Origin of the sequence: Opitutus terrae PB90-1 (assembly GCF_000019965.1) — a bacterium.
Taxonomy (GTDB): Bacteria; Verrucomicrobiota; Verrucomicrobiia; order Opitutales; family Opitutaceae; genus Opitutus; species Opitutus terrae.
The window spans coordinates 4,015,650-4,041,232 of sequence record NC_010571.1 but is presented as its reverse complement, the minus strand read 5'-3'; the positions used below and the strand labels follow the sequence as shown (position 1 = coordinate 4,041,232).

Sequence of the window (25,583 nt, the reverse complement as noted above, 5' to 3'; positions counted from 1 at the left end):
TCCGCATCGTAGCTGAGAATCTCTGCATGGAGACGCGACGCCCTCGTCGCGTCCAGTTGGCGAGGCCGTATCCCTTTAGGCCCGGCCGGTGGCCGGGCGCCCGCTCACCGAGCGGGCCTACAACCCAAGCACCCGCACCACGTCTGTTGCATGCACTCTCAACAGCGACCCGGGCGTCGCTGATCCAGTGACACCGGTTCAGTCCACCACGAACAGCTTGGCGCCGGTCGTCGTGGACGAGCGATGCGGCTCGGCCCCGTCCGCAACCTGATAGCTCATGCCGGGCCGCATGACGAACCGCCGCCCGTCCTTGAGCTCCGTCACCAGTTCGCCCTCGATGCAGAGTAGGATGTGCCCCTTCTCGCACCAGTGATCCGCCCGGTAGCCAGCGGAATACTCCAGCATCCGCACGCGAATATTGCCGAACTGGCAAACCCGCCAATCCGCCCATCCGGTTTCACCAGCTTTGCGCTCGGGCTTCACCGTCGACCAGTCGGTCACGCCAAACGGGATCTGCGTCATTTTCATCGTCGTGTCTTTCGGTGTAGGTGATCCTGTGCGCCGTTCCGACGCAACGCCCCGGCGGTCGTGGTGCGATCACCGCCGCACCAGAACCTGCGATACAGCCGTTTCAGCCGTCGTGCGGCCACTTCGGCATCCAGCGTGCCACCTCGCGCGTGTAGCGGGTCCACTCGTCGCGAAACTGCCGCGCCAGCCAGCGCTCCTCGTGCAACACCACGCGCAAATGGAACCCGACCGCCAGGACCGCCGCATACGTCGCCAGCGCCCACGAACCGAAGAACAAGCCCCACCCCGCCACGACCAGCAGCACCGACAGATACATCGGATTTCGCACGAAGCGATAAAGCCCGACGATCACGAGTTGCCGCGGGGGATCCCATGGCGCCAGTGTTCCGCGACCCGCCAGGAAAAAGTCGCGCACGCACCAGCCCAATCCGATACCGCCGAGCACCAGAACAACCATACCCAAAATCCACGCGTGCTCCGCGTGCGGTTGACCCCACGCGATCACCCACGGAATCACGCCCGCAACGATGCCCGGCAGCGCCGCGAAGGACACGATGGCGCGGAAAGCGAGCTTGGCGTCGGTCACGGCGTGCATCCCACGAAGCAGCCTTCACGGTCCGCCTCAGCCTGCAATCCTACGCCAGAGCCCGGGCTCACTCGCGCAGCGTCACCCACGTCAGCGGCAGCACGTCGTCCGGCACGAGTGAAAACTCCAGCGCGACGAATCCACTCCGTCCATTGATCTCGTAGAAATCGGCGCGCAGCCAGAGCGGTCGCTTCTGAAAGTAGAGCACCCCGTAGAGTCGTTGCACGTGCCGCCCGAGGCTGTGCGGCGCGAACACCTGCGTATCGACGACCGGCCCGAGCTCGCGGCTCAGCTTGTTCAGCCGTTCCCGCAGCCGGGCGAGTCTTTCCTGATCGGCATCGGTGCCATACCAGGTGCCGAGAAGCGCATCGGCGCCGTTGATTTGGAAATCGCGCAGACCGGCCTGGAACACGCCCACGCCATCAGCAGCAGAGGCGATCGGCGCGACGACGAGCACGCAGACGAGACAGAGAAGTTTCTTCATGGGGCGATGGGTAACGACACCACCCTCGCGCCATCCCGGCGCTCGCCGGGCGGCAAAAAGATGATGCTGCTCCGTCAGACGACGCCGTCCACCGCCTCGTTACAGTTCGCTCCGGCCTTTCACTTTCCGGCTAACCCACGGGCGCGACGCCCGAGCCATGTGGCACGGCTGTCCCGCCCAGGTCGGAAAAGCGCGATGCGCGCTATCCAGGGACTTTTCCTCCTCGCTGCACGACGGGGTCGACGCGTTCATCCTGTCGCTTCGACGGCGGCGCTTGACGGGGCAGAGCGTTCGGCCGTTTCTGGGCGAATGTCCCGTCCCGTCTCAGTTGGCCTCATCGGTTGCGGCAAGATCAGCGACGCGTATTTCAGCGGCACCCAGGCCTATTCGATGCTGAAGATCGTCGCGTGTGCGGACCTCGACCAGGCGCGTGCCGAAGCGAAAGCACGCGAGCACGGCGTGCGCGCCTGCAGCGTGGAGCAACTCCTGCGCGACCCGCAGATCGAACTGGTCATCAACCTGACAATCCCCGTCGCGCACGCGGAGGTGAACACCGCGGCGCTGCAGGCCGGCAAGCACGTGTATGCGGAAAAGCCCTTCGCACTTGATTCCACCGCCGGCGCGTCGGTGCTGGCCCTCGCCCGCGAACGTGCTCTGCTCGTCGGCTGCGCGCCCGACACGTTTCTCGGCGGCGGCCTGCAGACGGCGCGGAAAGCCATCGACGATGGCGCGATCGGCCGGCCGGTCTCCGCGATGGCGTTCATGCTCTCGCGTGGACATGAGACCTGGCACCCGAGTCCGCAGTTTTATTACCAGAAAGGCGGCGGTCCGATGTTCGACATGGGCCCGTATTATCTCACCGCGCTGATCAACTTCCTGGGTCCGGTCGCGCGGGTGTGCGGCTCGACGCAGTCCGCCTTTACGGAGCGATTGATCACCAGCCAGCCGCTGGCCGGCACGAAGATCCCGGTCGAGACGCCCACGCACGTGGCCGGCGTGTTGGAATTCGTGAACGGCGGCAGCGCCACGATCGTGACGAGCTTTGATACCTGGCCCTACCCGCTGCCGCGGCTGCTGGTGTTCGGCACCGAGGGCACCTTGGAGGCGCCCGATCCGAACCGGTTCGACGGCGCGGTGCGCATCCGCGATGCGAAGAGCGACGAGTTCCGCGAGTTCGCGCCCACGCACACCGTGGAGCGCGGACGCGGCTCGGGCGCGGCGGACATGGCGTGTTCGATTCTGCGTCGGGAGCGATCGCACCGCGCCAGCGGCGCACTCGCGCAGCACGTGCTCGAGATCATGGAAGCCTTTGAAAAATCGTCGCGCACGGGGCGGCACGTGAAGATCAAGAGCCGCTGCGAACGGCCGGCCGCGCTCCCGGTCGGACTTGCGCCCAACGAGCTGGATGAGTGAGCGAGTCGGGAGCGAAGGAGTTGAGAGATGAGAGTTGAGGGTTGAGAGCGGTGGTAGACGCTCACTCCCTGAGCGCCGCGAGCGCCACGCAGCCTCCCGGCGGGCAGCGGAATGCCCGCCCTACCCCGATCTCGCGACCTCAACGTGGTTTTCTGCGACTTGCGGCTCTCGGCTCTCGGCTGCTGGCCGAGTTGTTGACGGAATGCCCGGAGCTTCGAATCGATCGAGGAAAATTCGCTTCCCGATCTCTCAAGTCTCATCCCTCAACTCTCAACTTCCCCCCACTGCCCCTCCGTTCTGGTCTTCTGGGGGCTTCTGTGCCTTCTTGCGGCCATTCACTGCACGCCATGAAAACTGCATTGATCGTCTGGGGTGGCTGGGAAGGTCACGAACCAAAAGCCTGCGCCGATTTCTTTGCCGCCCACCTGACGAACCGCGGGCTCGCCGTGCAGGTGCAGGATTCGTTGAACATTTTCGATGACGCCGCGCGCACGGCCGCTTTTTCGCTCATCGTCCCGATCTGGACGATGGGCAGCATCACCGAGCAGCAGGAAAAAAACCTCGTCGCGGCGGTGATGGCCGGCACCGGGCTCGCGGGATTTCACGGTGGCATGGGCGATGCGTTTCGCGGTCACATCGCTTTTCAGTGGATGGTCGGCGGGCAGTTCGTGGCGCATCCGGAGAACATCAAGGATTACACCGTGAACATCGTGAATCGCACCGACCCGATCACCGCGGGCATTCCCGATTTCAAGGTGCACAGCGAGCAGTACTACATGCTCGTCGATCCGCGGAACGAGGTGCTCGCCACGACCACAATGACGCCTTCGCCGACTGCGCCGTGGATCGCCGGGGTCGTGATGCCGTGCGTGTGGAAGAAGCAGCACGGGGCCGGTCGCGTGTTTTTCTCGTCGCTCGGACATCAGCGACGCGAGTTCGAGACGGTGCCGGAACAGCTCGAGATCACGCTGCGCGGCATGGTCTGGGCGGCGCGGTGAGGCACCGGAAGAAGTCGAAAGCCGAGAGCTGAGTGTCCAGCGCCGGGCGACGAGGCCTGATCGTAGGTGGAGTCTGTCGTCCAGGCAGGCTTGTTGCACCCGACCAGCCCGTCGCGACGGTCGGCTGCGTCCAATGAAAAAGGCGAGCCGGGCGGCTCGCCTTTGAAAGTAGAACTGATTGTGCGCTCAGCTCGCCGGAGTCGCCGGGGCGGCAGGAGCCGCTTCGGTCGTCGCCGCCGCCCCCGCGACCTTGGCCGCGTGGATCAGCGCCGAACGATCCTTTTCCTTGATCGCGACGGCGGCCTTGCCGGTGCGCTCGCGGAGGTAGTAGAGCCGGGCTTTCATGTTCTCGGACTCACGCTCGACCTCGATCTTTACGATGTTCGGCGAATTGACCGGGAACACGCGCTCGACGCCCTCGCCGTAGCTGATGCGACGGACGGTGAACGTCTCGTGAATGCCATGGCCCTTCCGCGCGATAACGATACCGGAGTAGATCTGCACGCGCTCCTTGTCGCCCTCGCGGACCTTCGTGTGCACGCGCACGCCGTCGCCGACTTTGAACGGCGTGATGTCTTTTTTCACCTGGGCGGAGGTGATTTCCTTGATGATCGGGTTCATGGCTTTGGCTTTATGTGAGTAAATCGGGTCGGACCTGACGGGTCTTTTCCACCTGCCGCGCGTGCCGCCATTTCTCGATCTCGGCATGGTTGCCGGAGAGGAGAACTTCCGGGACAGACATGCCCCGAAATTCGGCGGGACGCGTGTATTGAGGAAAGTCGAGCAACTTGCTGGTGAAGGATTCGTGCGTCAATGACTTTTCCTCGCCCAGCACGCCCGGAATGAAGCGCGCCAGCGCGTCGATCACCACCGCGGCCGCGAGCGTGCCGTTGGTGAGCACGTAATCGCCGATGGAGATCTCCTGGTCGATGATCCGCTCGCGGATCCGCTGGTCGATCCCCTCGTAATGGCCACTGAGGATGACGAGGTGTTGCTGCTCCGAGAGTTCCTTCGCCAGCGGCATCGAGAACGGCACGCCGTCGGGCGTGAGATAGATCCGGCGGCAGCCAGGCGTCTGCAACTGCTCGATCGCCGCGAAAACCGGTTCCGGTTTCATCACCATGCCCGCTCCACCGCCGAACGGCCGGTCGTCCGCCGTCCGATGCTTGTCGGTCGTCCACCCGCGCAGATCGTGCACCGTCACGCCCAGCCGGCCTGCCGCAATGCCCTTGCCGAGGATGCTCTCGGCCAGGAAGCCATCGAGCATCCGCGGAAACAGCGTCAGGACATCAATTTTCAGCGGCATGGAGCAGGATCAGACGCCAAGTGGCGGCCGGAGGCAAAGTCAGAAAACAGAAAAGCCCCGGAGCGATCCGAGGCTTGTTCGCACCACCGACTCAGCGGTGGGCTATGATCGAGACTTCGCTCAGGCGCTCGCGGCCGGGGCGGCCTCGGCTTGGGCGGCAGCGCTGCGGCGCGCCTTCTTGATCATGGCGTGCATCGTGTTGGTGGGCAGCGCGCCCTTGCTCAGCCAGTAGTCGACCCGCTCCATGTTGAGTTTGATCGGACTGCCCTTGCTCTTGGGCGTGTAGGTGCCGAGGTTTTCGACGGCATCGCCATCGCGACGCGAACGGGCTTCGGCGACGACGACGCGATAGAGCGGCTGATGCACGGAGCCAACCTTGGTGAGACGGATTTTGAGAGCCATGACTGATGTTTAGCGGAGCGTTCTTGCGTTAAAAAGCTGAGGACAAGACCGCCCCGCCGCGCCGGTGTCAAGCGTGTGTTCACGGCCATGGGCGGTAGGCGGTAAGCGTTTAGCCGGGTGAGCCTCACTGGCTGTGGTTCCGTGGCGCGCCGCGCGACGTACCGAGCACCGCCGGTCGCGAGTCGTAGTCGTCAGCCACGTTGCAGCGCCGCGATCAGAAACAGTGCAATCATCACCACCGCACAGCCCAGTCGCGCGACGGTCGAGATCACGAATCCCGTCGCCGCGCCGAGCCCCGCTTTCAACGACTGACTGCCTGTTTTTTTCGCCAGCAGCTTTTCCGCGGCCATCGCGCCAAAGATGGTGCCCAAAATCAGCGCCGGCAGCGAAAAGAACACGCCCACCAGCGCGCCGCCGCTCGCGCCGGCCATCCCCCACTTGCTCCCGCCAAACCAGCGCGTGCCGATGATCACTCCCGCGATGTCCGCGATCACCGACAAGAGCCAGAATATCGCGATGAAGCCGATCACCAGCCAGGACACGTCCGCCGGGAGGATCAGCCGGTGAACGATCACGCCGATCAAGATCAGCGTCGTGCCGGGCAGAATCGGCACCACCACGCCGGCCAGCCCGGTCAGCATCAGCAGCACGGTGAGCGTCCAAGTCGCAATTTCGAGCATGTGGATGAGACACAGCTGGCGAGGATTCGGTTGCGAGCAAGTCAAGGCGCGCAAACGCCGGCGGCCCGCGTGAAGCTTCGCATCCTCCCGCCAGCGTCGCCGTCGTGCTTCCGCCCATGAAACGATTCCTCCCCGTTTTCGCGGCGGCCTGCGCGCTCGTGACCAGCGCTTCCGCTGAGCCCCTCTCCGTCTTCAGCCGCCAGGACGTTCGGCCCATCGGGCACGCGGCGGCGCCCAGCGAATCTACGCACGCGCGGTTCTGGTCCAGCTATCAGCGCGATCGTGCCCAGGCCAAAGCCTACGAAACCGAGCTGCCGATCGTCGACTTTCCGCAATACGGAAAGCGCATCTCGGCGAAAACCGGTGGCGCGGTCCGCTACCATCGCCGATTCACGGGCGGTTTCATTTGCCGCGTTACCTTGCACGATCTGCTGCCGAACCACGCCTATGTGCTGACGCTGAACGGCAATCCGCAGAAGGCGGGCAACACGCTCCTGCCCACGCCGGTGCCGGGCAACGAGGCCGAGAACTACTACGACTTCCTGGATTTCACGAGCGATGCGGACGGCGGCTACGACGCTGAATTGGGCGTATTTCTTCGGCCCGGCGACTACGACGTGCGCCTCTACGTGAAGGACACCGACGACTTCAAGATCGTGCTCTACCGCGACTTCTTCACTTTCAAGGTCGAGTAGAGCCCGCGGCAGCTCCGCGACGTCCGGCTTTTCCGTTGACCACACCGACGGCGCACGAGACGTTGCTCCGCTTATGCTCAAAGCTGGTATCGTCGGTCTGCCCAACGTGGGCAAATCCACCCTGTTCAACGCCCTCACCCGCTCGCGCAAGGCGGAGGCGGCCAACTACCCCTTTTGCACCATCGACCCGAACGTCGGCGTCGTCACCGTGCCCGACGATCGCCTGGAGCCGCTCTCGAAAATCTCCAAAACGAGTGTGACCGTCCCCGCGGCCATCGAGTTCGTCGACATCGCCGGACTCGTCGCCGGCGCCAGCAAGGGCGAAGGGCTGGGCAACCAGTTCCTCGCGAACATCCGCGAGGTCGACGCCGTGGTGCAGGTCGTCCGCTGCTTCGAGGATCCCGACGTGGTGCACACGATGGGCGGCATCGATCCCGTCCGCGATATCGAGGTGATCACGACCGAGCTCGTGCTCGCCGACCTCGACGCGGTCGCCAAGCGGATCGAAAAAGCCCAGAAAAAGGCGCGCGGCGGCGACAAGGAGGGCATCGCCGAGCTCGCACTGCTCGAAAAACTCCAGCCGCATCTCAATGCCGGCAAGACCGCCAACTTGCTCCCCGCCACGCCCGAGGAGACCGCGTTGATGAAGCTCTTCCAGCTCCTCACCGCCAAGCCCGTCCTCTTCGCCTGCAACGTCGCCGAGAGCGACCTTGCCACGGCCGAGCAAAATCCGTTTGTCCGCAAGGTCGCCGACTACGTGGCCCACCACCACGACGCCGCCTATGTGCCGATCAGTGCGAAGATCGAGGCCGAGCTGATCGACCTGCCGCCGGACGAAGCGAAGGCCTTCCTGCGGGATCTCGGCGTCGAAGACTCCGGCGTTTCGTCCTTGATCCGCGCGACCTACGATCTGTTGGGTCTGCAGACTTACTTCACCGCCGGTGAAAAGGAAGTCCGCGCGTGGACGATCAAGAAAGGCTGGAAGGCGCCGCAGGCCGCCGGCGTGATCCACACCGATTTCGAGCGGGGATTCATCAAGGCCGAGATCGTCTCCTACGCCGACCTCGCGCGGCTGGGCAGCGTCGCGGCCGCGCGCGAAGCCGGCAAATACCGGCTCGAAGGCAAGGACTACGTTTTCCAGGAAGGCGACGTCGCACTGTTCCGGTTCAACGTCTAGCCAGGCCCGCTCCCGTCCGACCGCCGTCCGCCTGGGCACGACGTAACCTCATAGGGTTACAGGGTGGCGCGCTGCGCTGGAGCGCTGCTTTTGCGCTGGTTTCAACGCGCATCTCCAGCACTGTGAGCGGCAACCATGAAATCTCTGCGACTGATGTTCTTCGCCACCCTGCCCTGGTTTTCTCCCCTGCTCCACGCCGCGGATTCGGCCGCACCCGCCGCGGATCCGGGCACGACGTGGGATCTCACGCCGCTCTACGCCGACGAAGCGGCGTGGCGCGCGGCCAAGGACCGGGTCGCAGCGGGCATTCCGAAGATCAAGGATTTCGAAGGCCGGCTCGGCGAGAGTGCGGCCACGCTCCTGCAGGCGATGGATTTCGTGCAAGGCTTGCGCGACGAATTCGTCCGTCTGTCCGTCTATGCTTCGCTGGTGCTTGACGAGAACACGCGCAACTCCGCGGCGCTCGAGCGCACGCAGGAACTCGGGTTGCTTGGCACCCAGTTCGCCCAAGCCATGAGCGTCATTGATCCGGAGTTGCTCGTCGTCGGCGAAGAGAAGATTCGCGGCTTCCTCGATCGCGAGCCCGGCCTTAAGCCGTACCGGTTTTCGCTGCTCGAGGTGCTGCGCGCCGCGCCGCACACGCTCGGACGCGAAGCCGAAGGCGTGCTCTCCGCCGCCAGTCTGGTCACCGGCACGCCGGGCTCGCTCTATGGCATCCTGGCCAACGCCGACATGCCCTGGCCCACGATCAAGCTCTCCGACGGCACCGAGGCCCGGCTCGACCAATCCGGCTATGCGCGCTGGCGTGCGAGCGCCAACCGCGCCGACCGCGAGGCCGTGTTTGACGCATTCTGGAAAAAGGTCCGCGACTACGAGCGCACGTTCGGCGTGACGCTCTTCTCGCAGATGAAGACCGATTGGTTCAATGCGAGCACGCGTAAGTATCCCAGCACCCTCGCCGCCGCGCTCGACGCCGACAACATTCCGGAAGCGGTGTATCGCACGCTGCTGGCCGAGACCAACGCGAATCTCCCCACGCTGCACCGCTACTTCAAGCTGCGCGCGCGCATGCTCGGCGTGAGCGAAATGCACTACTGGGACATCTATCCGCCGATCGTCGCGCTGGACAAAAAATTCCCGCTCTCGACCAGTAGGGATCTCGCGATCCACGCGGTCGCGCCCCTCGGCGCCGAATACCAGAAGCTTTTCGCGGACAGCCTGAGCGGTCGCTACACGCACTATTATCCGCAGCCCGGCAAGCGCGCCGGCGCTTACATGAACGGCAGCGTGCACAACGCGCACGCTTACGTGCTCATGAACTACAACGACGACTATGAGTCGCTCTCGACGCTGGCGCACGAGTGGGGCCACGGCGTGCATTCGCTGCTCGCCAATGCCAACCAGCCGTCGCCCGACGCGCGCTACTCGATCTTCACCGCGGAAATCGCCTCGACGCAGAACGAGGTCCTCCTGCTCGACCACATGCTGAAGGTCGCGCAATCCGACGACGAGCGACTCTACTATCTTGGCTCCGCGCTGGAGAACATGCGCGGCACGTTCTTCCGCCAGGCGATGTTCGCCGAGTTCGAGTTGGCGATCCACGAGGCCGTCGAGAAGGGGAATTCGCTTTCCGGCGCCAAGCTGAGCCAGATGTACGGCGACATTCTGCGACGGTATCACGGCGACGCTCAGGGCGTCGTGAAGATCGACGATCTCGTCACCGTCGAGTGGGCCTACATCCCGCATTTCTACCGCCGCTTCTACGTTTATCAGTATGCCACCTCGATCGCGGCCGGCACGGCCTTCGCCGACCGAATCCTGGCGCACGAACCCGGCGCCGTGGACACGTATCTCGGTTTGTTGAAAGCCGGCGGCTCCGATCATCCCTACGAACTGGTGAAGCGCGCCGGCGTCGATCTCGCCACACCCGCGCCCTACCGCGCGCTCGTCGCGCGGATGAACTCGATCATGGATCAGATCGAGGCGATCCTAGCGAAGCGGAATCGCTAACTCGCACCTGTAGGGCGGGTCTCCGGACCCCGCCGCGGTGGACGGGACGACCACGCATCGCCCGGTCCGCGCATGCAACCCAGCGCAGCGTTGCCAAAGTCGCGCGGCATCGTTTGCGTGGTTGATGCGATCGGCGGCGGGCAGGCTGCCCGCGCGTTTCTCTTCCCGTGTCCGACCTTCCCTCCAAAAACACGCCCCGCTCCCCCGCCCACCCTTTGCCGACCGGTGCGGCGCTGGATTCGTCGATCCTGCGCGTCCTCATGGACACGCTGCCGGACCGGATCTACTTCAAAGACCTGGAGAGCCGATTCGTGCGCGTGAACGAGGCCTACGCGCGGTGGCACGGCTTCGATTCGCCGGCATCGATCATCGGCAAGACCGACCACGATTTGTTCGCGGCGGTGCACGCCGACGTGGCGCGCACGGAAGAGGAAGCAATCATTCGCACGGGCGTGCCCATGGTGGCCAAGGTCGAGAAGCTCACGATGAAGGACGGCAGCGTAGCCTGGGGCTCGGCCACGAAGATGGCGTGGCGCGACGAATCCGGGCGGATCATCGGCACCTTCGGCGTCACGCGCGACGCCACCGCGGCCAAGCTGGCGGAGGAGCGGCTCGTCGAAGAGCGGAACCTGCTGCGCACGATCATCGATCACCTGCCGGCGCGCGTCTACGTCAAGGACACCGCGTCGCGCTACCTGCTCAATAATGTCGCACACCTCGCCATGCTCGGACTCGAGGGCCAGGAACAGGCCACCGGACGAACCATTCTCGACTTCTTCAGCAACGAGCGCGGCCGGCAGGCGTTCAGTGACGACCGGCAGGTGCTCGAGACGGGCACGCCGATCCTCAACCAGGAAAAGTCCGACTTCGGCGCCGGCAGCCAGCTCCACTGGTCGCTCACGACCAAGGTGCCGCTGCGCGATCTCGAGCAGCACATCATCGGCCTGGTCGGAATCAGCCACGACATCACGCGCCGCAAGCTGGCCGAAGAGGAGCTGCAACGCCGCACCAACGAAATGGAGGCGGACGTGCGCATGGCGCGCCAGGTACAGGAAACGTTTCTCCCGCGCGCGTATCCGGTTTTTCCGCGCGGCGTGCCGGCCGAGGCGAGCGCGCTGCGCTTCGCCCACCGCTACATTCCCGCGACGACGCTCGGCGGCGATTTCTTCGACATCGTGCAGCTCTCCGACACGAAATGCGGCGTCCTGGTGTGCGACGTGATGGGCCACGGCGTGCGTGCCGGTCTGCTGACAGCGCTGATTCGCGGCGTCGTCGGCGAACTGGGCGAACGCGCGGAAAATCCCGCGCACGTGCTCGCCGAGATCAACCACAGTCTCGCGCCGATCCTCGAGCGCACCGGGCAGCCGGTGTTCGCCACGGCCTTTTTCGGCGTGTTCGACACGACCACGAACACCCTCTCCTACGGCAACGCCGGCCACCCCTCGCCGCTGATCCGCCGCGCCGCGACCGGCACGGTCGTGCGGCTGTCGTCGGAGGACCCCGAGCCCGCGGCCGGACTGGTGGCCAACTTCGGCTACACGCGCCGCGAGTGCACGATCGAACCCGGCGATCTCTTCCTCGGCTACACCGACGGCGTCATCGAAGCGCCCGATGCCGCCGGCCAGATCTACGGCGATAGCCGGCTGATCGGATTCCTGCAGGACAGCATCGGCCAGAGTGGCGAGGAAGTCTGCGCCCGATTGGTGCGGGACCTCGCGACGTTCTCGGGCCATTCGATCTTCGAGGACGACGTCTGTCTCGTGACGCTGGAGTGCACGGGCCTCGTTTGCCCCGTGCAGACGGTGTCGTACGAAATCTAGCAGGGCGCGGAAGGATGTAGCCGGGCTCGTCGAGCCCGGTCGTTCATGTCGCGACGGAAGATCCCGCCGCGGTCAGCGACCTCGGCTACAGTCAGTCTGGACCCGTTTTCGCCGCCCTCATCACTTCCATTATTTTTGCTCCGGGAAAAGTCCCTCCAGTACCGGCGTCGGCCGGCCGTCGGCATCGCGCACTGCAAAGCCGCCTTGGTAGTCCCACACCGCCCAGCCCCAGCCGCGCTTTTCGCATTGCTCGACCACCGCACGGATCCAACGCCGCTGCGACGCAGGATCGGCCGCGCGATAGACGCCGAACTCGCCCAAATAGATCTCGGTCTTCGGCGCGTGCTCGCGCGCCCACGCCTCCACTCGCGCGAACGCCGCGGCGATTTGTTCGACCGTCAGCTCCGTGCCCGCCACGACGCCAAGGTTGTAGTGCGGCAGCGTGTGGCCGTCCACGGCCGGAGCCTTGCCGGGAAAATTCACCGGCGGCAGCGTCCCCTTGAAGCCAGCCCACGGGGCACGCTGATGGGTGAACACCATCGGCTCATAAAAGTGCAGGGTCAGCGCCACGTGTGGATCCTCCGGCAGAACCACGTCGCGCACCGTTTCGAAGCTGCTCCAGCGGTTCGACGTCACATAAGCCACGCGCTGGTGATTGCCTTCGCGGATCGCCGTGAGCATGCGCCGCATGAACGCGTTGACCTGCTCGTTCTCCGCCGCCACCGGCTCGTTCAGAATCTCAAACCGCAGCCACGGACCTTCATCGAGGAAATGCCGGCTGAGTTCGCGCCAGATCTCCGCCGCCTGCTCCTGCAACTTTTCATCGGTGAACACGCGCTTGTCGCCGTCCACCGCATTGAAGTCCGCACCCGGCAGAAAATGCGCATCCAGCACGAGCCCGAGTCCCCGACTGCCCGTCCAGAAGATCGCTTCCTCGATCGGCTTCAGCTTCTCCGGATCCAGCGTGCCGTCGGCCCTGAGGCACTGGCGAAGGTCCACCGGCAGTCGGATGTGATCAAAGCCCTGCCGCGCAATCCAGCTCACGTCCTCCTCGTCGAACCACGGCGCGGCGAAGGGCCGCGCCGGCGAGTTTTGTGAGAGCCAGTGCGAAATGTTCACCCCGCGCTTGAAGGTGTATTCCCGCCGCTCCTCTCCTTCCTCCATCAATTCCTGCGCCGTCGGTGAAATCTTTTCCTCCGCTGCACGCAGCCACGCCGGCAGCAGCCCGCCAAGCACACACATCCCGAAAATCCACGCTTTCATGCAGCAGCGTAGACACCCATGGCCAACAATTCAAATCGCCCGGCGGCCGGCATCGTTCGCGGACGTTGCGCCGGCGGGGTTGTGTGACATTCTGGTGACGACCTCCTATCGGCTGGTCTCAGCCGCTGGTCGCCTTACGTTGCATCTTCCGCACACGAAATGACCTCCGTGGTAAAACGCCCCCGCAAGCTCGCCCGGATTCCCGCGGCTGAGGGCAAGTCGATCCGCCGACTCTCGCCGCACGACGCCGACCGTTCCGCCTACGCCAATCGCGAGCAGAGCTGGCTCGCGTTCAACCGGCGCGTGCTGGACCAGGCCTGCAACCCGGTGAACCCATTGCTCGAGCGCGTGAAGTTCCTCGCCATCGTCAGCTCCAACCTCGACGAGTTCTTCGAGATCCGCGTCGCCGGGCTGATGCAGCAGGTGGATGCCGTGGCGGGCGAACTTAGTCTCGACGGCCTGCTGCCGCGCGAGCAGCTGAAACGCGTGCAAGCCTCGGCCGCCGCGCTCGTGCACGACCAGTATCGCTGCTGGCACGAGCAACTCGTGCCGGCGCTCGCCAAGGAAGGCATTCTGTTCCACCACGCGACGCGGCTCACGCCCGAGGAGGACGCGTGGGTGCGGCAGTATTTCCAAGCGCAGGTGCTGCCGGTGCTCACGCCCCTCGCCATCGACCAGGCGCATCCGTTCCCCCAGATCGGCAACAAAACGCTCAACGTGCTCGTGTCGCTCGACAACCCCGACACGCCGGACAACGAGAACCTCATGATTCTGCTGCCGGTGCCGCGGATTCTCCCGCGCATCGTTCAGATCGAGCCGCAGCGCGGCCGTCCCGGCCGCTACATTTTTTTGAGCGAGATCATCAAGCTCTGTGCCGGCGCGCTGTTCCCGGGGTATCGCGTCAACAGCGCCCACGCGTTTCGCATCACGCGCAACAGCGATCTCTACATCGACGACGAGGAAGCCGAAAACCTGCTCAAGAAAATCGAGGAGGAACTCCGTAACCTCCGGCGCGGCGCGACCGTGCGGCTCGAGATCGAGGCCGGCGTGGACGAAGGGCTCTTCACGATGCTCTGCGGCTATCTCGGCTTGTCGCCGGAATACGCCTACCGGCTCGAAGGTCCGCTCAATTTCCTGCGGCTGATGAGCCTCTACGAGACGACCGACCGGCCGGACCTGAAGTTTCCGCCGTTCACGCCGGCCGAGTTGCCGGCGCTGCGCAGCTACGCCTCGATCTTCGAGGCGATTCGCGCGCGCGAGTTTCTGCTGCATCACCCCTACGACTCGTTCGAGCCCGTCGTCGATTTCGTCGAGCAAGCGGCGCGCGACCCCGACGTGTTCGCGATCAAGCAGACGTTTTACCGCACCAGCGGCGATTCGCCCATCGTGCGCGCGATGATGGATGCGGCGATCAACGGCAAGCAGGTGACCGCGCTGGTCGAGTTGAAGGCGCGGTTCGACGAGGCGAACAACATTCACTGGGCGCGCCAGATGGAGGACGCCGGCGTGCACGTCGTCTACGGGCTCATTGGCCACAAGACCCATTGCAAGTGCAGCCTCGTCGTGCGGCGCGAGGGCGACGCGCTGCGCCGTTACGTGCACCTCGGCAGCGGCAACTACAACCCCAAGACCGCGCGGCTCTACACCGACCTGAGCTTTTTCACCACGAACGAAGCGATCACCAGCGAAGTCGCCCAGCTCTTCAACACGCTGACCGGCGCCGGCCGCACGCCGGAATTCCGCGAGCTGCTGGTGGCGCCCTTTAACCTGCATGCGCGCATCCAGGAGCTGATCGCCGCCGAGGCCGCCAACGCCGCGGCCGGCAAGCCCGCGCGGATCATGGCGAAGATGAACAAGCTCGTCGACCAGGTGACTATCGACAATCTCTACGCCGCGTCGCAAGCCGGGGTGCAGATCGATCTGATTGTGCGTGCGACCTGCTGTCTGCGTCCGGGTGTGAAGGGGTTGAGCGAGAACATCCGCGTGCGCAGCATCGTCGGCCGCTTTCTCGAACACGCCCGCACGTTCTATTTCGAAAACGGCGGTCAACCGCTGGTCTACTGCGGCAGCGCCGACTGGATGTCGCGCAACTTCTTCCGCCGCGTCGAAACGCTGTTTCCGATTTACGATCCGGAACTGCGCCAGCGCATCATCGACGACCTGCTGCCGATCGAGCTGCGCGACAACGAGGATGCGCGCGAGCTTCAGCCGGACGGGAGTTATCGTCCGCCGACGCGCCCGCCGGGCGAGCCGGGTTTTTGCGCCCAGCGCTATTTCATGGCCGCCGCCGGGCTGCGCGCGGTGGCGCCGGTCGTGGCCGCGCCGGCGCCTGTCGTGCCGTGAAGCGGCGCGAGCGCGTCCAGCATCTGCCGGGGCCGGTGGAATCCGCCCCGCCGCTACTCGGATCGCTCCGCTGGCGGCACGGGCACGCCCGCGGTCGTCGAGGTTTCCGCGCCGGCGCTCGTCGCGGTTTCGTTCCTCCCTGTCGAGACGTTCGCGCCACTTTCGTTCGCGGGCGCCGCAGGCGGCTGCGGCTCCTGTGCTCGCTTCGGCCCGCCGACAAGCAGATCGAGCTGGCCCTGGATTTTTACGAAGAAGGCCACGTCCAGCGTGCCGGCCGGGATTTCGTAGCGCTGGTGGGTTTTCGCGTGCTCATAGACCTGCCGCATGCGGTCCGTGGTCAAACCACGCGGCCGGAGGATTTTCTTCCGCTCCAGCATCAGCGCCAAAAATTGCAGCAACGGTGTGTTCGCCTCATCGGGTTCCGCCAGCGGATCGGCCAGCGTGACGAACAGGTTCTCCGCCGTGAGCTTCATCGCCCGGTCCGGATTCTCTTCCGCGCGGCGGGCTTTGAACGGCACCGCCCACGTGCAGAAAATGAACGCCGGCGGAGCGTAACCCGCATCCTCGCTCGCGAGCACGTCGTGCCGCGCGATCTCGCCGCTGGCCTCCCGCACGAGCCGCGAGATCACGCGATCGCCCTCGGCGAAAGCGCGGCCGGACACGCGACAGGTTTTGGCGAGCGGATGGAGAGTCAGTTCCATTGCGGCTCGTGTTTACCGGCCCGAAAAGCGAACTCAAAGAAAATGCACCGAAATCTTGCGGTCCGTGGCCGCTGTCCGCCAGATCAGCGGCAGACCCAAGCTCATGAACGGCCGGCTCATTGCGATCGGTGACATCCACGGGTGCGCGCGCGAGTTCGAGGAACTCCTCAACAAGCTCGAGCTCCAGCGCGGCGATCGTGTCGTGCTCCTCGGCGATCTGATCAATCGCGGACCGGAGAGCGCACGTGTCCTGGCCCTCGCGCGCGAGCAGGCGCATCTTTCGCTGTTGGGGAATCACGAACTGCGGTTGCTGAACTACCGCAAGACCAGCGACCCCACGCACCTGAAGAAGAGCGACTACGACACGCTCAAGCAACTCGGCCGGCGCGACTGGGCCTACATGGCGGCGATGCCGCTGACCTATTTTGACCGGCGCGATGGCGTCGTGCTGGTGCACGGTGGATTTTTGCCGGATCTGCCGTGGCGGCAGCAGCCGGCGCGGATCGTCACGCGCGTCCAGAACATCGACCGGGACGGCAATCCAAGAAAACGCTCCGAAGCGCCGAACTGCCCGCATTGGTCGACGCTCTGGCAGGGGCCGCCGTTCGTGGTTTACGGACACACGTCCCGACCGCAGGTCGCGCGACTGAAGTGGTCGCTCGGCATCGACACCGCCTGTGCGATGGGCGGCCGACTGACGGCATGCATCCTGCCGGAGCAGAAGCTCGTGCAGGTCAAGGCGCACGAAGTCTACTACCAGCCGTAGCCGCCGGCTTCGCGCACGTCGGAGCGTATTCCGCGCTTTTGGTTTCGGCGAAAACCCGACTAGCCTCGGTGCGCATGTCTTCCACTCCGTCCGCCACCGTCGCCGATCTGCTTCTGCTCTGCGTCGACCTGCAGCCCGTGTTCCTAAAGGCCGTCGCTGATTCCGCAGCACTGCAGCGCCGCTGCGCGTTCGCGATTCAGGCGGCGGCCGGTCTCGGCGTGCCACTGTTGTTCACGGAGCAGGTGCCGCAGAAGCTCGGCGGCACCGCGCCGGAATTGCTCGCGCTCGCGCCGGGCGCTCCCGTCCTGGGGAAGAACGCCTTTTCCGCGCTGGGCGACGAGGGCATTCGGCAGGACATCGCGGCGCGGAAACCGGAGCATCTGCTTCTCTGCGGCATCGAGACTTCGGTCTGCGTTTACCAGACCGCCGTCGACGCACTCGCTGCCGGTTTCGCCGTGACGCTGCTGAGCGACTGCCTCAGCGCGCGACGTCCTGAGGATGCCCGCGTCTGTCTCGATGCGCTGACCCGCGCCGGCGCGCACGTCCTGCCGAGCGAGACGGTGTTCTACTCGCTACTTCGCGACGTGACGCACCCATTCTTCAAGGCCTACACACAGTTGGTGAAGACCGCGACGAGTGCCGCGTGACGGCCGTTCCGCGGCCGTCTCGTGGCGGCACTACGGTGCGGTTTCGTTTTTCCGCGCCCGCACCAGTACACGTGCGATCGAGCGATCGTGCCAGCGGCTGAGCGCGACCAGCGCGCACACCGCACCGACGAGCGCCATGGCCATGTCAGTCTGCGTATCCCAAGGATCACCTTGAGTTCCGAGAAAATCCTCCGCCGCAGCTCCGCTCGCGATCGCCGTCAACCACTCGATGAGTTCATAGCACGCCGAAAAGGCCAGGCAGACGCACACGACCAAGAAACCGAGCCAGCGACTGGCCTTCAAGGGCGAGGTGCGGACCAGCAGTTCACGCGCGAGGATCGCGGGCACAAACCCCTGGGCAAAATGCCCAAGTTTGTCGTAGTGGTTGCGCGACCAACCGAACCACTCGCGCGCCCAGTCGCCCAGCGGCACCCGCGCATACGTGTAGTGTCCGCCGACGATCAGGATCACGCAGTGGCACCAGATCAATACGAGCAGCAGCGTGGAGAGCGGAAACCGCCGGTGGAACGCCACGACGAGCGGCACGCCGATCACCACCGGCAGCACCTCCAACCACCACGTGAACCGGTCGTGCGGGTGAATCCACGACCATGCCAACACGGGCACAAGGAGGGCGACGAACCAGACGAGGCGGCGGTCCATGCGCTCGTTCTCTCCGAGCTCGGTCGTGAAATCAACGCCGACGAAACGCGCCGCACCCCGAAAGCCCGAACTTGTCGCTTCGCCCGGCATGGCCCAAGGTCGGCTCGATCTCATTCACCATGTCCGACGACCTCTGCCTCTCCTGCATTCGCGACCTCAAGCACTTCACCACCTCGGACAACGGCCGCACGTTCTCGAGCCTGGTCGTCATCAAGAAGCTCGCGGCGAAGACCGCTTCGAATGGAAACACCTTTTACAGCGTGGAGATCGGCGATCGCACCGGCTCGTGCTCGTGCACCGTCTTTGGCGACAGCCCGGTCTTCGAAGTGCTCAAAAGCGGCGGCGAAGGCGCCGTGATTCGCGTCGAGGGGAAAATCGATTTCTACCAAGGACGGCTGTCGCCGAAGCTCGCGCGAGCCTCCGTCCTGTCCGAGGAGGAACTCGGCGCGCCCGGTTTGCTTGACAGCCTCGTCGAGGTCGCGCCCGAAAATCCCGAGGGCTTGTGGGCGGAGATTAGCGCCTTCATCGACGGTATCGCGCAACCCGAACTGCGCGCGACCGTGCGCGGCGTGTTTGACGAAATCGGCGACTCCTTTCGCTGGGCGCCCGCGGCGGTGTCAATGCACCACGCTTATCGGCACGGTTTGCTGGAGCACACGACGCACATGGCGCGCGCTTGCCGGGCTCTGCTGCCGCTCTATCCCGAGGTGGATCCGGATCTCGCGATGGCGGGCATTCTGCTTCACGACACCGGCAAGACGATCGAATACGAGGGCACGCTCGCCACGAAACGGAGCCGTCGCGGCATTCTCCAGGGTCACGTGGTGCTCGGTTACCAGCTCGCCCGCAAGGCGGCGATGAAGGCGAAACTTCCGGCCGACCTGCTGGAGCGGCTCGAGCACATCATTCTCTCTCATCAAGGCGAACCCGAATGGGGCGCGGCCGTCTACGCCGCCACGCCGGAAGCGGTGTTCGTGTCGATGATCGACAACCTCGACGCGAAGATGGGCATGGTGCAGCGCGCGCTCCGACAATCGAATGAAACCGATGAATTTTCCGAGCGCCTGCCCGGTCTCAACGGTCCGCTGCTGACGAAGAAAATTCCGCGCTGACGGCGATTGTCGCGCTCCGCCTCAAGGGCGCGTCACTGCAGATATTGGATCACCGAGATGATCGGCAGGAACAGCGCCAGCACGACCGTGCCCACCAGCACCGCGAGCACCACAATCAGCACCGGCTCAATCATCGCGGTGAGACCCGCGACGGCGTTGTCGACCTCCTCTTCGTAGGCGTCAGCGATTCGCCCGAGCATCTCCGGCAGCTTGCCCGTCTCCTCACCCACTTCGGCGAGTCCGACGACCATCGCCGGAAACACCCCGCTCGCGGCCAGCGGCCCGGCCACATTCTCTCCGGCTTTGACGCGTTCGTGCACCAGCGCAATCGCCGCGCTCACCTGCGTATTGCCGCTCGTGTCGCGCGTGATCAGCAGCGCCTGCAAAATCGGCACACCGCTCGCCAGCAGCGTGCCGAGCGTCCGGCTGAAACGCGCGATGGCGGTCTTGAGCAACAGCGGACCGACCACCGGGCAATGCAACTTTGCCCAGTCGATCGCACTGCGGCCGCGTGCGGTACGTCGCACCAGCGCGAACGCCATCACACCGATCGCAACAAGGGCGAGGCACCATCCGCCGTGATGTTGAAAAATTCCGCTCACACCGAGCACCAGGCGCGTCAGCGTCGGCAGCGGTTGCCCCTTCAGCAGCCCGCTGAAAATCTGCTCGAAGCGCGGCACCACGAAAACCATGAGCGCCGCGACAATTCCGCCCGCCAGCGCGAGCACGATCACCGGGTAGGTCATCGCCGCCGCGATCCGGGCTTTCAGTCGCGCCGACTTCTCGAGGAACGCCGCCAGACGTTCCAGCACGACATGGAGCACCCCGCCCGCCTCGCCTGCCCGCGCCATGCTCACGTACAGGCGATCGAACACGCGTGGATGTTGCGCCAGCGCTTCGGACAGGCTCTCACCCGCGCGAATGGTCGCTGCGAGGTCATTCACGATTTCGCGAAATCGCGGGCCGCTTTCCTGTCGCGCCAACACCTCGAGGCCGCGCACGAGCGGCATGCCCGCACGCACCAACGTGGCGAGTTGCCGGGTGAACAAGGCCAGCGCTCGCGCGCTCACCGGCCGACCGAAAGCAACGCCGCGCCAGCGTTTCGTACGGGGCGCCACGACCGCCGCCGGCTCGCGCCGAATGCCCGCCGAGCCGTTGCCCTCGGGCCGCCGTCGCCCGTGAACCGACCTCGTTCCCGCTTCGACGAGTTCCTCGATGCAGGTCAGCGACGTCGGCGCCAAACCGCGCGACTTGAGCGTGCGCGTAACGTCTTCCGCCGAACGACCGTCGATGCGGCCGGCGCACTCGCGCCCGGTCGCGGCGTTGATGGCGGAGTAGCGGAACGTCGGCATGTCGATTTGGCCTTTAGGTGTAGCGCACGATTTCCTCGATCGTCGTCACCCCGGCCTGCAGCGCTCTCAGCCCGTCCTCCCGCAACGTCCGCATCCCTCCGGCGACGGCCTGCCGGCGGAGATCCTGGCTCGGCGCGCCTGCGACGATCATCTCGCGTAGCCCTTCCGTGATCCGCAGCCACTCGAAAATCCCCCGGCGCCCGCGATAACCCGTGCCACCACACTCCGCACACCCCGGCCCGGCGGCGCAGAGCGGTTCGTTCTCGAATCCGCCCAATTGCGCGCCAAGCTCACGCGAGGGAACGCGCTGCGTGCGACACCGCACACACACTCGCCGCACGAGCCGCTGCGCGAGCACGCCTTCCAACGTCGATGCGAGGAGAAACGGTTCCACGCCGAGATCGAGCAGCCGGGCGATCGCGCCCACCGCGTCATTCGTGTGCAGCGTTGAAAGCACCAGGTGGCCGGTCAGCGAGGCTTGGATTGCCATTTGCGCTGTCTCCAAATCGCGAATTTCCCCGACCAGGATGACGTCCGGATCCTGCCGCAGGAAGCTCCGCAGCGCCGCGGCAAAGCTGAGTCCGATACCCGGATTCACCGGCACCTGCATGATGCCTTCGATCTCGTATTCCACCGGGTCCTCGGCGGTCAGCAGCTTGAGTTCGGTCGAGTTGATCGCCCGCAACGCACTGTAAAGCGTCGTGGTTTTGCCCGAGCCGGTTGGCCCGGTCACCACGAGAATCCCATTGGGCCGGCGAATCGTGCCGGTGATTCCACGGAGCACATCCTCGGGCATCCCCAACTCGCCGAGTTCGAGATGGACCGCGGACCGATCCAAGACGCGCAACACGACGCTCTCGCCGAACTGGGTCGGCAGCGTCGACACGCGCAAATCCACCGGGTGATCGTCCACCACCAGCCGAATGCGACCATCCTGCGGTACTCTCCGCTCCGCGATGTTCAGGTCGGCCAGCACCTTGAGGCGCGAAGTGACCGGGAGAGCCAGCGCCTTGGGCGGCGGAGCCATTTCGTACAGCGCGCCGTCGACGCGATAGCGGATCTTGAACTCGTGTTCGAAGGGCTCGAAGTGAACGTCACTCGCGTGGGCGCGCACCGCCTGACTCAGCACCACGTCGACGAACCGCACCACAGGTGGCCGCCCGGCGAGCGCGGCGAGATCATCCTGCGACAGTCCGTTCGTTCCACCAAGCGGCGCTCCCGCTTCGAACTCCCGCAGCACCTCTTCCAGCGTGGTATCGTCCTCGCCGTAGCACTGCCGAATGAGATGCAGAATGGCGGTCGGATCCCCGACGACCAACTGCACGTCCCGTTCGAGCGCGAAGGTGAGATCCTCCGCGAGCCGGTGGTTGAACGGGTCCACCGCCAGCAGTTCGAGATTGTGTCCCTGTGCCCGCAGCGGGAACACCCCCAGCCGGCGCGCAGTGCGGGCGGGAACCGCAGCGCACAGCTCGCTCGAGATCGTCGCGGGCAACTCGTCGGCGCAACGCCAGCCCAGCGAGCGGCCGACCGCGGACAACAGCTCGCGGCGTTCGACCACCCCCAGTTCGACCGCAAGGTCGGCGAGCGATTTGCCGGTGGCGCGGTGAGCCTCATGCAACGCCTCGATCGGCTCTGCCGGCACTTGCAGCGGCCCGCGCAGCAGTTCGTCGATCGCCTGATTGTGGCTCTCGAACATAACGGGAACGACGACAGAAATAGGTCGCGCGCGCGGCGCGGACCGCGCCGAACGCGCGGCCGGTCAATTAGCGGATCACAGGGTCTTCAGCTTCGCGCCCATGCCGACGAGCTTCTCGCGCATCGCCACGGGATCCTGCGCTTTTTCCACACATTCGTCGGCACTGATGAGCTCCCGGTTGAAGAGGCTCATCAGGTGCGTATCCATGGTGATCATCCCAAGGTTCGCGCCGGTCTGAATGTCGGACGGAATGCGGAACGTCTTGTTCTCGCGGATCAGCGACGCGATCGACGTCGTGGTGATCATGATCTCGTAGCCGGCGATGCGGCCGCCGCCGACTTTCTTGCACAGCACCTGGGAAATCACCGCCTGCACCGACGAAGCAAGCTGGGTCCGGATCATGTCCTTCATCGTCGCGGGAAACGCGTCGACGATGCGGTCAATCGTCTTGGCCGCGCTGTTGGTGTGCAGCGTGCCGAACACGAGGTGTCCCGTTTCCGCCGCGCTGATCGCCGCCTCGATCGTCTCGAGGTCGCGCATTTCGCCGACGAGGATGATGTCCGGATCCTGGCGCAGCGCGCGGCGAATCGCCTCCGCGAAACTGGGCACGTCCGAACCGATCTCCCGCTGCGTCACCACGCACCGCTTGTGGTTGTGATAATACTCGATCGGATCCTCGATCGTGATGATGTGCCCGTCGCGATTCTCGTTAATGTAGTTGATCATCGACGCGAGCGGCGTCGATTTGCCGGACCCGGTCGGGCCGGTGACGAGAATGAGCCCGCGCGGCCGGTAGAGCAACTCGCGCACCTTGTCCGGCAGTCCAATGTCCCGCAGCCCAAACATCTTGTAGGGAATCTGGCGCAGCACCATGCCGTAGTTGCCCTTGGCCTTGAGCACCGACACGCGGAACCGGGCCTTCTCACCGAACGCGAACCCGAAATCCGCGCCGCCGTTGAGCTTCACGCTGCTGATGTGATTGTCCGGCGTGACCGAGAGCATCAGTTTCTCCGTATCCGCCGGGGTGAGATTCGGCCCTTCGATCGGCAGCATGCTGCCACTGATCCGGAGCGTCGGCGGCTGGCCGACCTGCAGGTGGAGATCCGAGGCATTTTGGTCGACCACGAGGTCGAGCAGTTCGTTCATTTCGTAGCTCATGATGCTGGGAAAGGAGGGGTGGCGGATTTCCGTGACGACGCCGGCAGGCACGCGACGCCGCGGCGGCAGACGGGGTTGGTCACGTGAAACCCATCATTGGAAGGTTGGACCTTGGCTGGCGTCACCGACCGTGATCGAGACGACTTCCTCGACGGTGGTCAAACCAGCGCTGGCCTGCCGCGCTCCGTCCTCGGCCAAGCTTCGCATGCCGGCGGCACGCGCATGGGCCCGCAGCAACGCCGTCCGACTGCGCGCATGGATCAGGCGCTGCAGCTCATCGTCGATTTCCAACAGTTCAAAAATGCCCGTCCGTCCGCGATAACCGGTGCGCAGGCACGCCGGGCAGCCCGTCCCGCGGCGGAAGCGAGCCGCGGACGCGACTGCCGGCGGGATGTTCAGCGCGGCCAGAAACGCCGTTGGCGGCTCATACGGGTGCGCGCACTTTTCACAGGTTTTTCGAACCAGCCGCTGCGCCAAAACCGCCCGCAGCGCGCTCGCCACCAGAAATGGTTTCACCCCTAGATCGATCAGCCGGGTCACCGCGCCGACGGCGTCGTTGGTGTGCAACGTCGAAAACACCAGGTGCCCGGTAAGCGCGGCGTGGATCGCGATCTCCGCTGTCTCCAGATCCCGGATTTCGCCAATCATGACGATATTCGGCGCCTGCCGCAGGATCGCGCGCAGCGCCGCCGCGAAGGTGACTCCTGCCTCCGGACGCACCGGCACCTGATTGATGCCGGTGAGTTGATACTCGATTGGGTCCTCGACGGTGATGAGTTTGCGATCCGGCAGGTTCAGCCGCTGCAAGCAGGCATACAGCGTCGTTGTCTTGCCCGAGCCCGTCGGCCCGGTGACGAGCACCATCCCATCGGGCAACGCGAGCAGGCGTTCGAACCGCGCCTGATCATCCGCCGCGAAACCGAGCTCCGGCAGCCCGCGACGCAGGCTCGCCTTGTCCAGGATCCGCATGACCACGCTTTCGCCATGCGCCGTGGGCAAGGTCGAGACGCGCAAATCCAGCGCCTGCCCGTCGATCGTGATCGCGATGCGGCCGTCCTGCGGCAGGCGTTTCTCGGCGATCGAGATGTTCGCCATGATTTTGATCCGCGAAACCACGGCGAGCTGCAGTCGCTTGGGCGGGTTCTCCACTTCGACCAGCACCCCGTCGATCCGGTAACGAACGCGAAAACGCCGCTCGAGCGGCTCCCAATGAATATCCGAGGCTCGGCGCCGCACCGCCTGCGCAATGATCGACTGCACGAAGCGGATGATCGGCGCATCGGCCTCGTCATCCGCCATCGCCGTCGCTCCACCTGCAGTCATCGTGGTCGGTGTCGGCGTGGCGCTGGCGACTTCGAGGCGGGGTTCGTCGTGTTGATCTTCGCCGTGGCTCGTGGCGGGAGCGGAGCCATAGCATCGTTCGATCGCTTCGGCAATCTGGGCCGACGTGGCCAAAGCGATGTCGATGCGACGACCGAGTTGCTGGCTGAGTTCGTCAACGCCCGCGGTCGCGAGCGGATCACTCACCACGACCTGCAGACTCTCCGCGTCGGCCGCGAGCGGCAGCAATCCATGGCGCGCTGCAAACACCCGCGGCACCAGCGCCAGCACCTCGGGCGCGATCCGAACCTCCGCGGAAAGTCTCGCGATCGGCAGGCCGAACTGCCCCGCCAACCGCTCCACCGCTGCGGCGGACGCACACGCGGTGGAGGTCTGCGCTTTTGACAGGAGGCCTCGTTCCGGCATGAGCCGGAGAACAGGATCGTCGGTGGACGTGGACACG

The 25,583-nt window shown here is 65.1% G+C and carries 24 protein-coding genes; 10 read left to right on the top strand and 14 right to left on the bottom strand.

The genetic code is table 11. The features are described 5' to 3' along the window. Nucleotides 1–198: 198 nt before the first annotated feature. The 3 genes from OTER_RS15720 to OTER_RS15710 form a co-directional block, all read right to left on the bottom strand. Entirely contained in the window at nucleotides 199–528 is a 330-nt protein-coding gene (locus OTER_RS15720; protein WP_012375915.1) for a DHCW motif cupin fold protein, read from the bottom strand. A gap of 103 nt (nucleotides 529–631) precedes the next feature. Beyond that, nucleotides 632–1,123, bottom strand: a complete 492-nt coding sequence (locus OTER_RS15715; RefSeq protein ID WP_012375914.1) for a methyltransferase family protein — start codon at nucleotides 1,121–1,123, stop codon at nucleotides 632–634. Nucleotides 1,124–1,181: 58 nt separating this feature from the next. Then, the gene (locus OTER_RS15710; protein WP_012375913.1) at nucleotides 1,182–1,598 is read right to left on the bottom strand and encodes a hypothetical protein; all 417 of its coding nucleotides are present in this window, start codon (nucleotides 1,596–1,598) and stop codon (nucleotides 1,182–1,184) included. A 309-nt stretch (nucleotides 1,599–1,907) separates the two neighbouring features. On the opposite strand from OTER_RS15710, the gene OTER_RS15705 reads away from it, so the two are divergent. Beyond that, nucleotides 1,908–3,011 carry a Gfo/Idh/MocA family protein gene (locus OTER_RS15705; protein WP_012375912.1) on the top strand — a complete coding sequence of 368 codons (1,104 nt, stop codon included), beginning with the start codon at nucleotides 1,908–1,910 and terminating at the stop codon, nucleotides 3,009–3,011. Nucleotides 3,012–3,358: 347 nt separating this feature from the next. Beyond that, nucleotides 3,359–4,009 (top strand): ThuA domain-containing protein, encoded by a 651-nt coding sequence (locus OTER_RS15700; RefSeq protein ID WP_012375911.1) that lies wholly within the window; start codon nucleotides 3,359–3,361, stop codon nucleotides 4,007–4,009. Between the two features lie 186 nt (nucleotides 4,010–4,195). Here OTER_RS15700 and rplS read toward each other — a convergent pair whose 3' ends face one another. The 4 genes from rplS to OTER_RS15680 all read right to left on the bottom strand — a co-directional run bounded on the left by rplS (nucleotide 4,196) and on the right by OTER_RS15680 (nucleotide 6,397). Then, the gene (rplS, locus tag OTER_RS15695; RefSeq protein ID WP_012375910.1) at nucleotides 4,196–4,630 is read right to left on the bottom strand and encodes a 50S ribosomal protein L19; all 435 of its coding nucleotides are present in this window, start codon (nucleotides 4,628–4,630) and stop codon (nucleotides 4,196–4,198) included. Nucleotides 4,631–4,640: 10 nt separating this feature from the next. Next, nucleotides 4,641–5,315, bottom strand: a complete 675-nt coding sequence (gene trmD, locus OTER_RS15690) for a tRNA (guanosine(37)-N1)-methyltransferase TrmD (protein ID WP_012375909.1) — start codon at nucleotides 5,313–5,315, stop codon at nucleotides 4,641–4,643. A 120-nt stretch (nucleotides 5,316–5,435) separates the two neighbouring features. After that, nucleotides 5,436–5,717, bottom strand: coding sequence for a 30S ribosomal protein S16 (gene rpsP, locus OTER_RS15685; protein WP_012375908.1), 282 nt, complete (start codon nucleotides 5,715–5,717; stop codon nucleotides 5,436–5,438). Between the two features lie 191 nt (nucleotides 5,718–5,908). Further along, the gene (locus OTER_RS15680; RefSeq protein ID WP_012375907.1) at nucleotides 5,909–6,397 is read right to left on the bottom strand and encodes a DUF456 domain-containing protein; all 489 of its coding nucleotides are present in this window, start codon (nucleotides 6,395–6,397) and stop codon (nucleotides 5,909–5,911) included. A 116-nt stretch (nucleotides 6,398–6,513) separates the two neighbouring features. Between OTER_RS15680 and OTER_RS15675 the strand changes: the two genes are divergently transcribed. The 4 genes from OTER_RS15675 to OTER_RS15660 all read left to right on the top strand — a co-directional run bounded on the left by OTER_RS15675 (nucleotide 6,514) and on the right by OTER_RS15660 (nucleotide 12,099). Continuing rightward, entirely contained in the window at nucleotides 6,514–7,092 is a 579-nt protein-coding gene (locus OTER_RS15675) for a hypothetical protein (RefSeq protein ID WP_012375906.1), read from the top strand. Nucleotides 7,093–7,165: 73 nt separating this feature from the next. Next, nucleotides 7,166–8,269, top strand: coding sequence for a redox-regulated ATPase YchF (gene ychF / locus OTER_RS15670; RefSeq protein WP_012375905.1), 1,104 nt, complete (start codon nucleotides 7,166–7,168; stop codon nucleotides 8,267–8,269). Nucleotides 8,270–8,404: 135 nt separating this feature from the next. Then, nucleotides 8,405–10,279 (top strand): oligoendopeptidase F, encoded by a 1,875-nt coding sequence (gene pepF, locus OTER_RS15665; protein ID WP_148218147.1) that lies wholly within the window; start codon nucleotides 8,405–8,407, stop codon nucleotides 10,277–10,279. 167 nt (nucleotides 10,280–10,446) lie between these two features. Further along, the gene (locus OTER_RS15660; RefSeq protein WP_148218146.1) at nucleotides 10,447–12,099 is read left to right on the top strand and encodes a SpoIIE family protein phosphatase; all 1,653 of its coding nucleotides are present in this window, start codon (nucleotides 10,447–10,449) and stop codon (nucleotides 12,097–12,099) included. Nucleotides 12,100–12,228: 129 nt separating this feature from the next. Here OTER_RS15660 and OTER_RS15655 read toward each other — a convergent pair whose 3' ends face one another. Continuing rightward, nucleotides 12,229–13,362 carry a glycoside hydrolase family 5 protein gene (locus OTER_RS15655; protein ID WP_012375902.1) on the bottom strand — a complete coding sequence of 378 codons (1,134 nt, stop codon included), beginning with the start codon at nucleotides 13,360–13,362 and terminating at the stop codon, nucleotides 12,229–12,231. Nucleotides 13,363–13,521: 159 nt separating this feature from the next. Between OTER_RS15655 and ppk1 the strand changes: the two genes are divergently transcribed. Next, nucleotides 13,522–15,705 carry a polyphosphate kinase 1 gene (gene ppk1, locus OTER_RS15650; RefSeq protein WP_012375901.1) on the top strand — a complete coding sequence of 728 codons (2,184 nt, stop codon included), beginning with the start codon at nucleotides 13,522–13,524 and terminating at the stop codon, nucleotides 15,703–15,705. A 53-nt stretch (nucleotides 15,706–15,758) separates the two neighbouring features. On the opposite strand, the gene OTER_RS15645 is transcribed toward ppk1, so the two are convergent. Continuing rightward, entirely contained in the window at nucleotides 15,759–16,406 is a 648-nt protein-coding gene (locus tag OTER_RS15645) for a hypothetical protein (protein WP_012375900.1), read from the bottom strand. 64 nt (nucleotides 16,407–16,470) lie between these two features. Between OTER_RS15645 and OTER_RS15640 the strand changes: the two genes are divergently transcribed. Together OTER_RS15640 and OTER_RS15635 are read left to right on the top strand one after the other, a co-directional pair. Next, the gene (locus tag OTER_RS15640; RefSeq protein ID WP_237702369.1) at nucleotides 16,471–17,172 is read left to right on the top strand and encodes a metallophosphoesterase; all 702 of its coding nucleotides are present in this window, start codon (nucleotides 16,471–16,473) and stop codon (nucleotides 17,170–17,172) included. Between the two features lie 74 nt (nucleotides 17,173–17,246). Further along, nucleotides 17,247–17,819, top strand: coding sequence for an isochorismatase family protein (locus OTER_RS15635; protein WP_012375898.1), 573 nt, complete (start codon nucleotides 17,247–17,249; stop codon nucleotides 17,817–17,819). A 30-nt stretch (nucleotides 17,820–17,849) separates the two neighbouring features. Here OTER_RS15635 and OTER_RS15630 read toward each other — a convergent pair whose 3' ends face one another. Further along, complete coding sequence (locus OTER_RS15630; RefSeq protein WP_012375897.1) at nucleotides 17,850–18,482, bottom strand: DUF2238 domain-containing protein; 633 nt, start codon at nucleotides 18,480–18,482, stop codon at nucleotides 17,850–17,852. A gap of 119 nt (nucleotides 18,483–18,601) precedes the next feature. Here OTER_RS15630 and OTER_RS15625 point away from each other — a divergent pair, with 119 nt between their 5' ends. Further along, nucleotides 18,602–19,594, top strand: a complete 993-nt coding sequence (locus tag OTER_RS15625; RefSeq protein WP_012375896.1) for a 3'-5' exoribonuclease YhaM family protein — start codon at nucleotides 18,602–18,604, stop codon at nucleotides 19,592–19,594. Nucleotides 19,595–19,626: 32 nt separating this feature from the next. Here OTER_RS15625 and OTER_RS15620 read toward each other — a convergent pair whose 3' ends face one another. The 4 genes from OTER_RS15620 to OTER_RS15605 all read right to left on the bottom strand — a co-directional run bounded on the left by OTER_RS15620 (nucleotide 19,627) and on the right by OTER_RS15605 (nucleotide 25,582). Beyond that, nucleotides 19,627–20,946, bottom strand: a complete 1,320-nt coding sequence (locus OTER_RS15620; protein ID WP_012375895.1) for a type II secretion system F family protein — start codon at nucleotides 20,944–20,946, stop codon at nucleotides 19,627–19,629. Between the two features lie 13 nt (nucleotides 20,947–20,959). Beyond that, entirely contained in the window at nucleotides 20,960–22,642 is a 1,683-nt protein-coding gene (locus OTER_RS15615) for a GspE/PulE family protein (RefSeq protein ID WP_012375894.1), read from the bottom strand. 75 nt (nucleotides 22,643–22,717) lie between these two features. Next, nucleotides 22,718–23,800 carry a type IV pilus twitching motility protein PilT gene (locus tag OTER_RS15610; protein WP_012375893.1) on the bottom strand — a complete coding sequence of 361 codons (1,083 nt, stop codon included), beginning with the start codon at nucleotides 23,798–23,800 and terminating at the stop codon, nucleotides 22,718–22,720. 93 nt (nucleotides 23,801–23,893) lie between these two features. Continuing rightward, nucleotides 23,894–25,582, bottom strand: a complete 1,689-nt coding sequence (locus OTER_RS15605) for a GspE/PulE family protein (protein ID WP_237702368.1) — start codon at nucleotides 25,580–25,582, stop codon at nucleotides 23,894–23,896. Nucleotide 25,583: the final 1 nt, after the last annotated feature.

What these genes read in the sequence shown, in the direction of transcription:
- OTER_RS15710 (WP_012375913.1), bottom strand. Translation starts at nt 1,598, where the DNA reads ATGAAGAAACTTCTCTGTCTCGTCTGCGTGCTCGTCGTCGCGCCGATC.
- rpsP (WP_012375908.1), bottom strand. Translation starts at nt 5,717, where the DNA reads ATGGCTCTCAAAATCCGTCTCACCAAGGTTGGCTCCGTGCATCAGCCG.
- OTER_RS15645 (WP_012375900.1), bottom strand. Translation starts at nt 16,406, where the DNA reads ATGGAACTGACTCTCCATCCGCTCGCCAAAACCTGTCGCGTGTCCGGC.
- OTER_RS15610 (WP_012375893.1), bottom strand. Translation starts at nt 23,800, where the DNA reads ATGAGCTACGAAATGAACGAACTGCTCGACCTCGTGGTCGACCAAAAT.
- pepF (WP_148218147.1), top strand. Translation starts at nt 8,405, where the DNA reads ATGAAATCTCTGCGACTGATGTTCTTCGCCACCCTGCCCTGGTTTTCT.
- OTER_RS15635 (WP_012375898.1), top strand. Translation starts at nt 17,247, where the DNA reads ATGTCTTCCACTCCGTCCGCCACCGTCGCCGATCTGCTTCTGCTCTGC.
- ppk1 (WP_012375901.1), top strand. Translation starts at nt 13,522, where the DNA reads ATGACCTCCGTGGTAAAACGCCCCCGCAAGCTCGCCCGGATTCCCGCG.
- OTER_RS15625 (WP_012375896.1), top strand. Translation starts at nt 18,602, where the DNA reads ATGTCCGACGACCTCTGCCTCTCCTGCATTCGCGACCTCAAGCACTTC.
- OTER_RS15620 (WP_012375895.1), bottom strand. Translation starts at nt 20,946, where the DNA reads ATGCCGACGTTCCGCTACTCCGCCATCAACGCCGCGACCGGGCGCGAG.
- OTER_RS15705 (WP_012375912.1), top strand. Translation starts at nt 1,908, where the DNA reads ATGTCCCGTCCCGTCTCAGTTGGCCTCATCGGTTGCGGCAAGATCAGC.
- OTER_RS15675 (WP_012375906.1), top strand. Translation starts at nt 6,514, where the DNA reads ATGAAACGATTCCTCCCCGTTTTCGCGGCGGCCTGCGCGCTCGTGACC.
- OTER_RS15720 (WP_012375915.1), bottom strand. Translation starts at nt 528, where the DNA reads ATGAAAATGACGCAGATCCCGTTTGGCGTGACCGACTGGTCGACGGTG.
- ychF (WP_012375905.1), top strand. Translation starts at nt 7,166, where the DNA reads ATGCTCAAAGCTGGTATCGTCGGTCTGCCCAACGTGGGCAAATCCACC.
- OTER_RS15700 (WP_012375911.1), top strand. Translation starts at nt 3,359, where the DNA reads ATGAAAACTGCATTGATCGTCTGGGGTGGCTGGGAAGGTCACGAACCA.
- OTER_RS15680 (WP_012375907.1), bottom strand. Translation starts at nt 6,397, where the DNA reads ATGCTCGAAATTGCGACTTGGACGCTCACCGTGCTGCTGATGCTGACC.
- OTER_RS15615 (WP_012375894.1), bottom strand. Translation starts at nt 22,642, where the DNA reads ATGTTCGAGAGCCACAATCAGGCGATCGACGAACTGCTGCGCGGGCCG.
- trmD (WP_012375909.1), bottom strand. Translation starts at nt 5,315, where the DNA reads ATGCCGCTGAAAATTGATGTCCTGACGCTGTTTCCGCGGATGCTCGAT.
- OTER_RS15655 (WP_012375902.1), bottom strand. Translation starts at nt 13,362, where the DNA reads ATGAAAGCGTGGATTTTCGGGATGTGTGTGCTTGGCGGGCTGCTGCCG.
- OTER_RS15715 (WP_012375914.1), bottom strand. Translation starts at nt 1,123, where the DNA reads ATGCACGCCGTGACCGACGCCAAGCTCGCTTTCCGCGCCATCGTGTCC.
- OTER_RS15630 (WP_012375897.1), bottom strand. Translation starts at nt 18,482, where the DNA reads ATGGACCGCCGCCTCGTCTGGTTCGTCGCCCTCCTTGTGCCCGTGTTG.
- rplS (WP_012375910.1), bottom strand. Translation starts at nt 4,630, where the DNA reads ATGAACCCGATCATCAAGGAAATCACCTCCGCCCAGGTGAAAAAAGAC.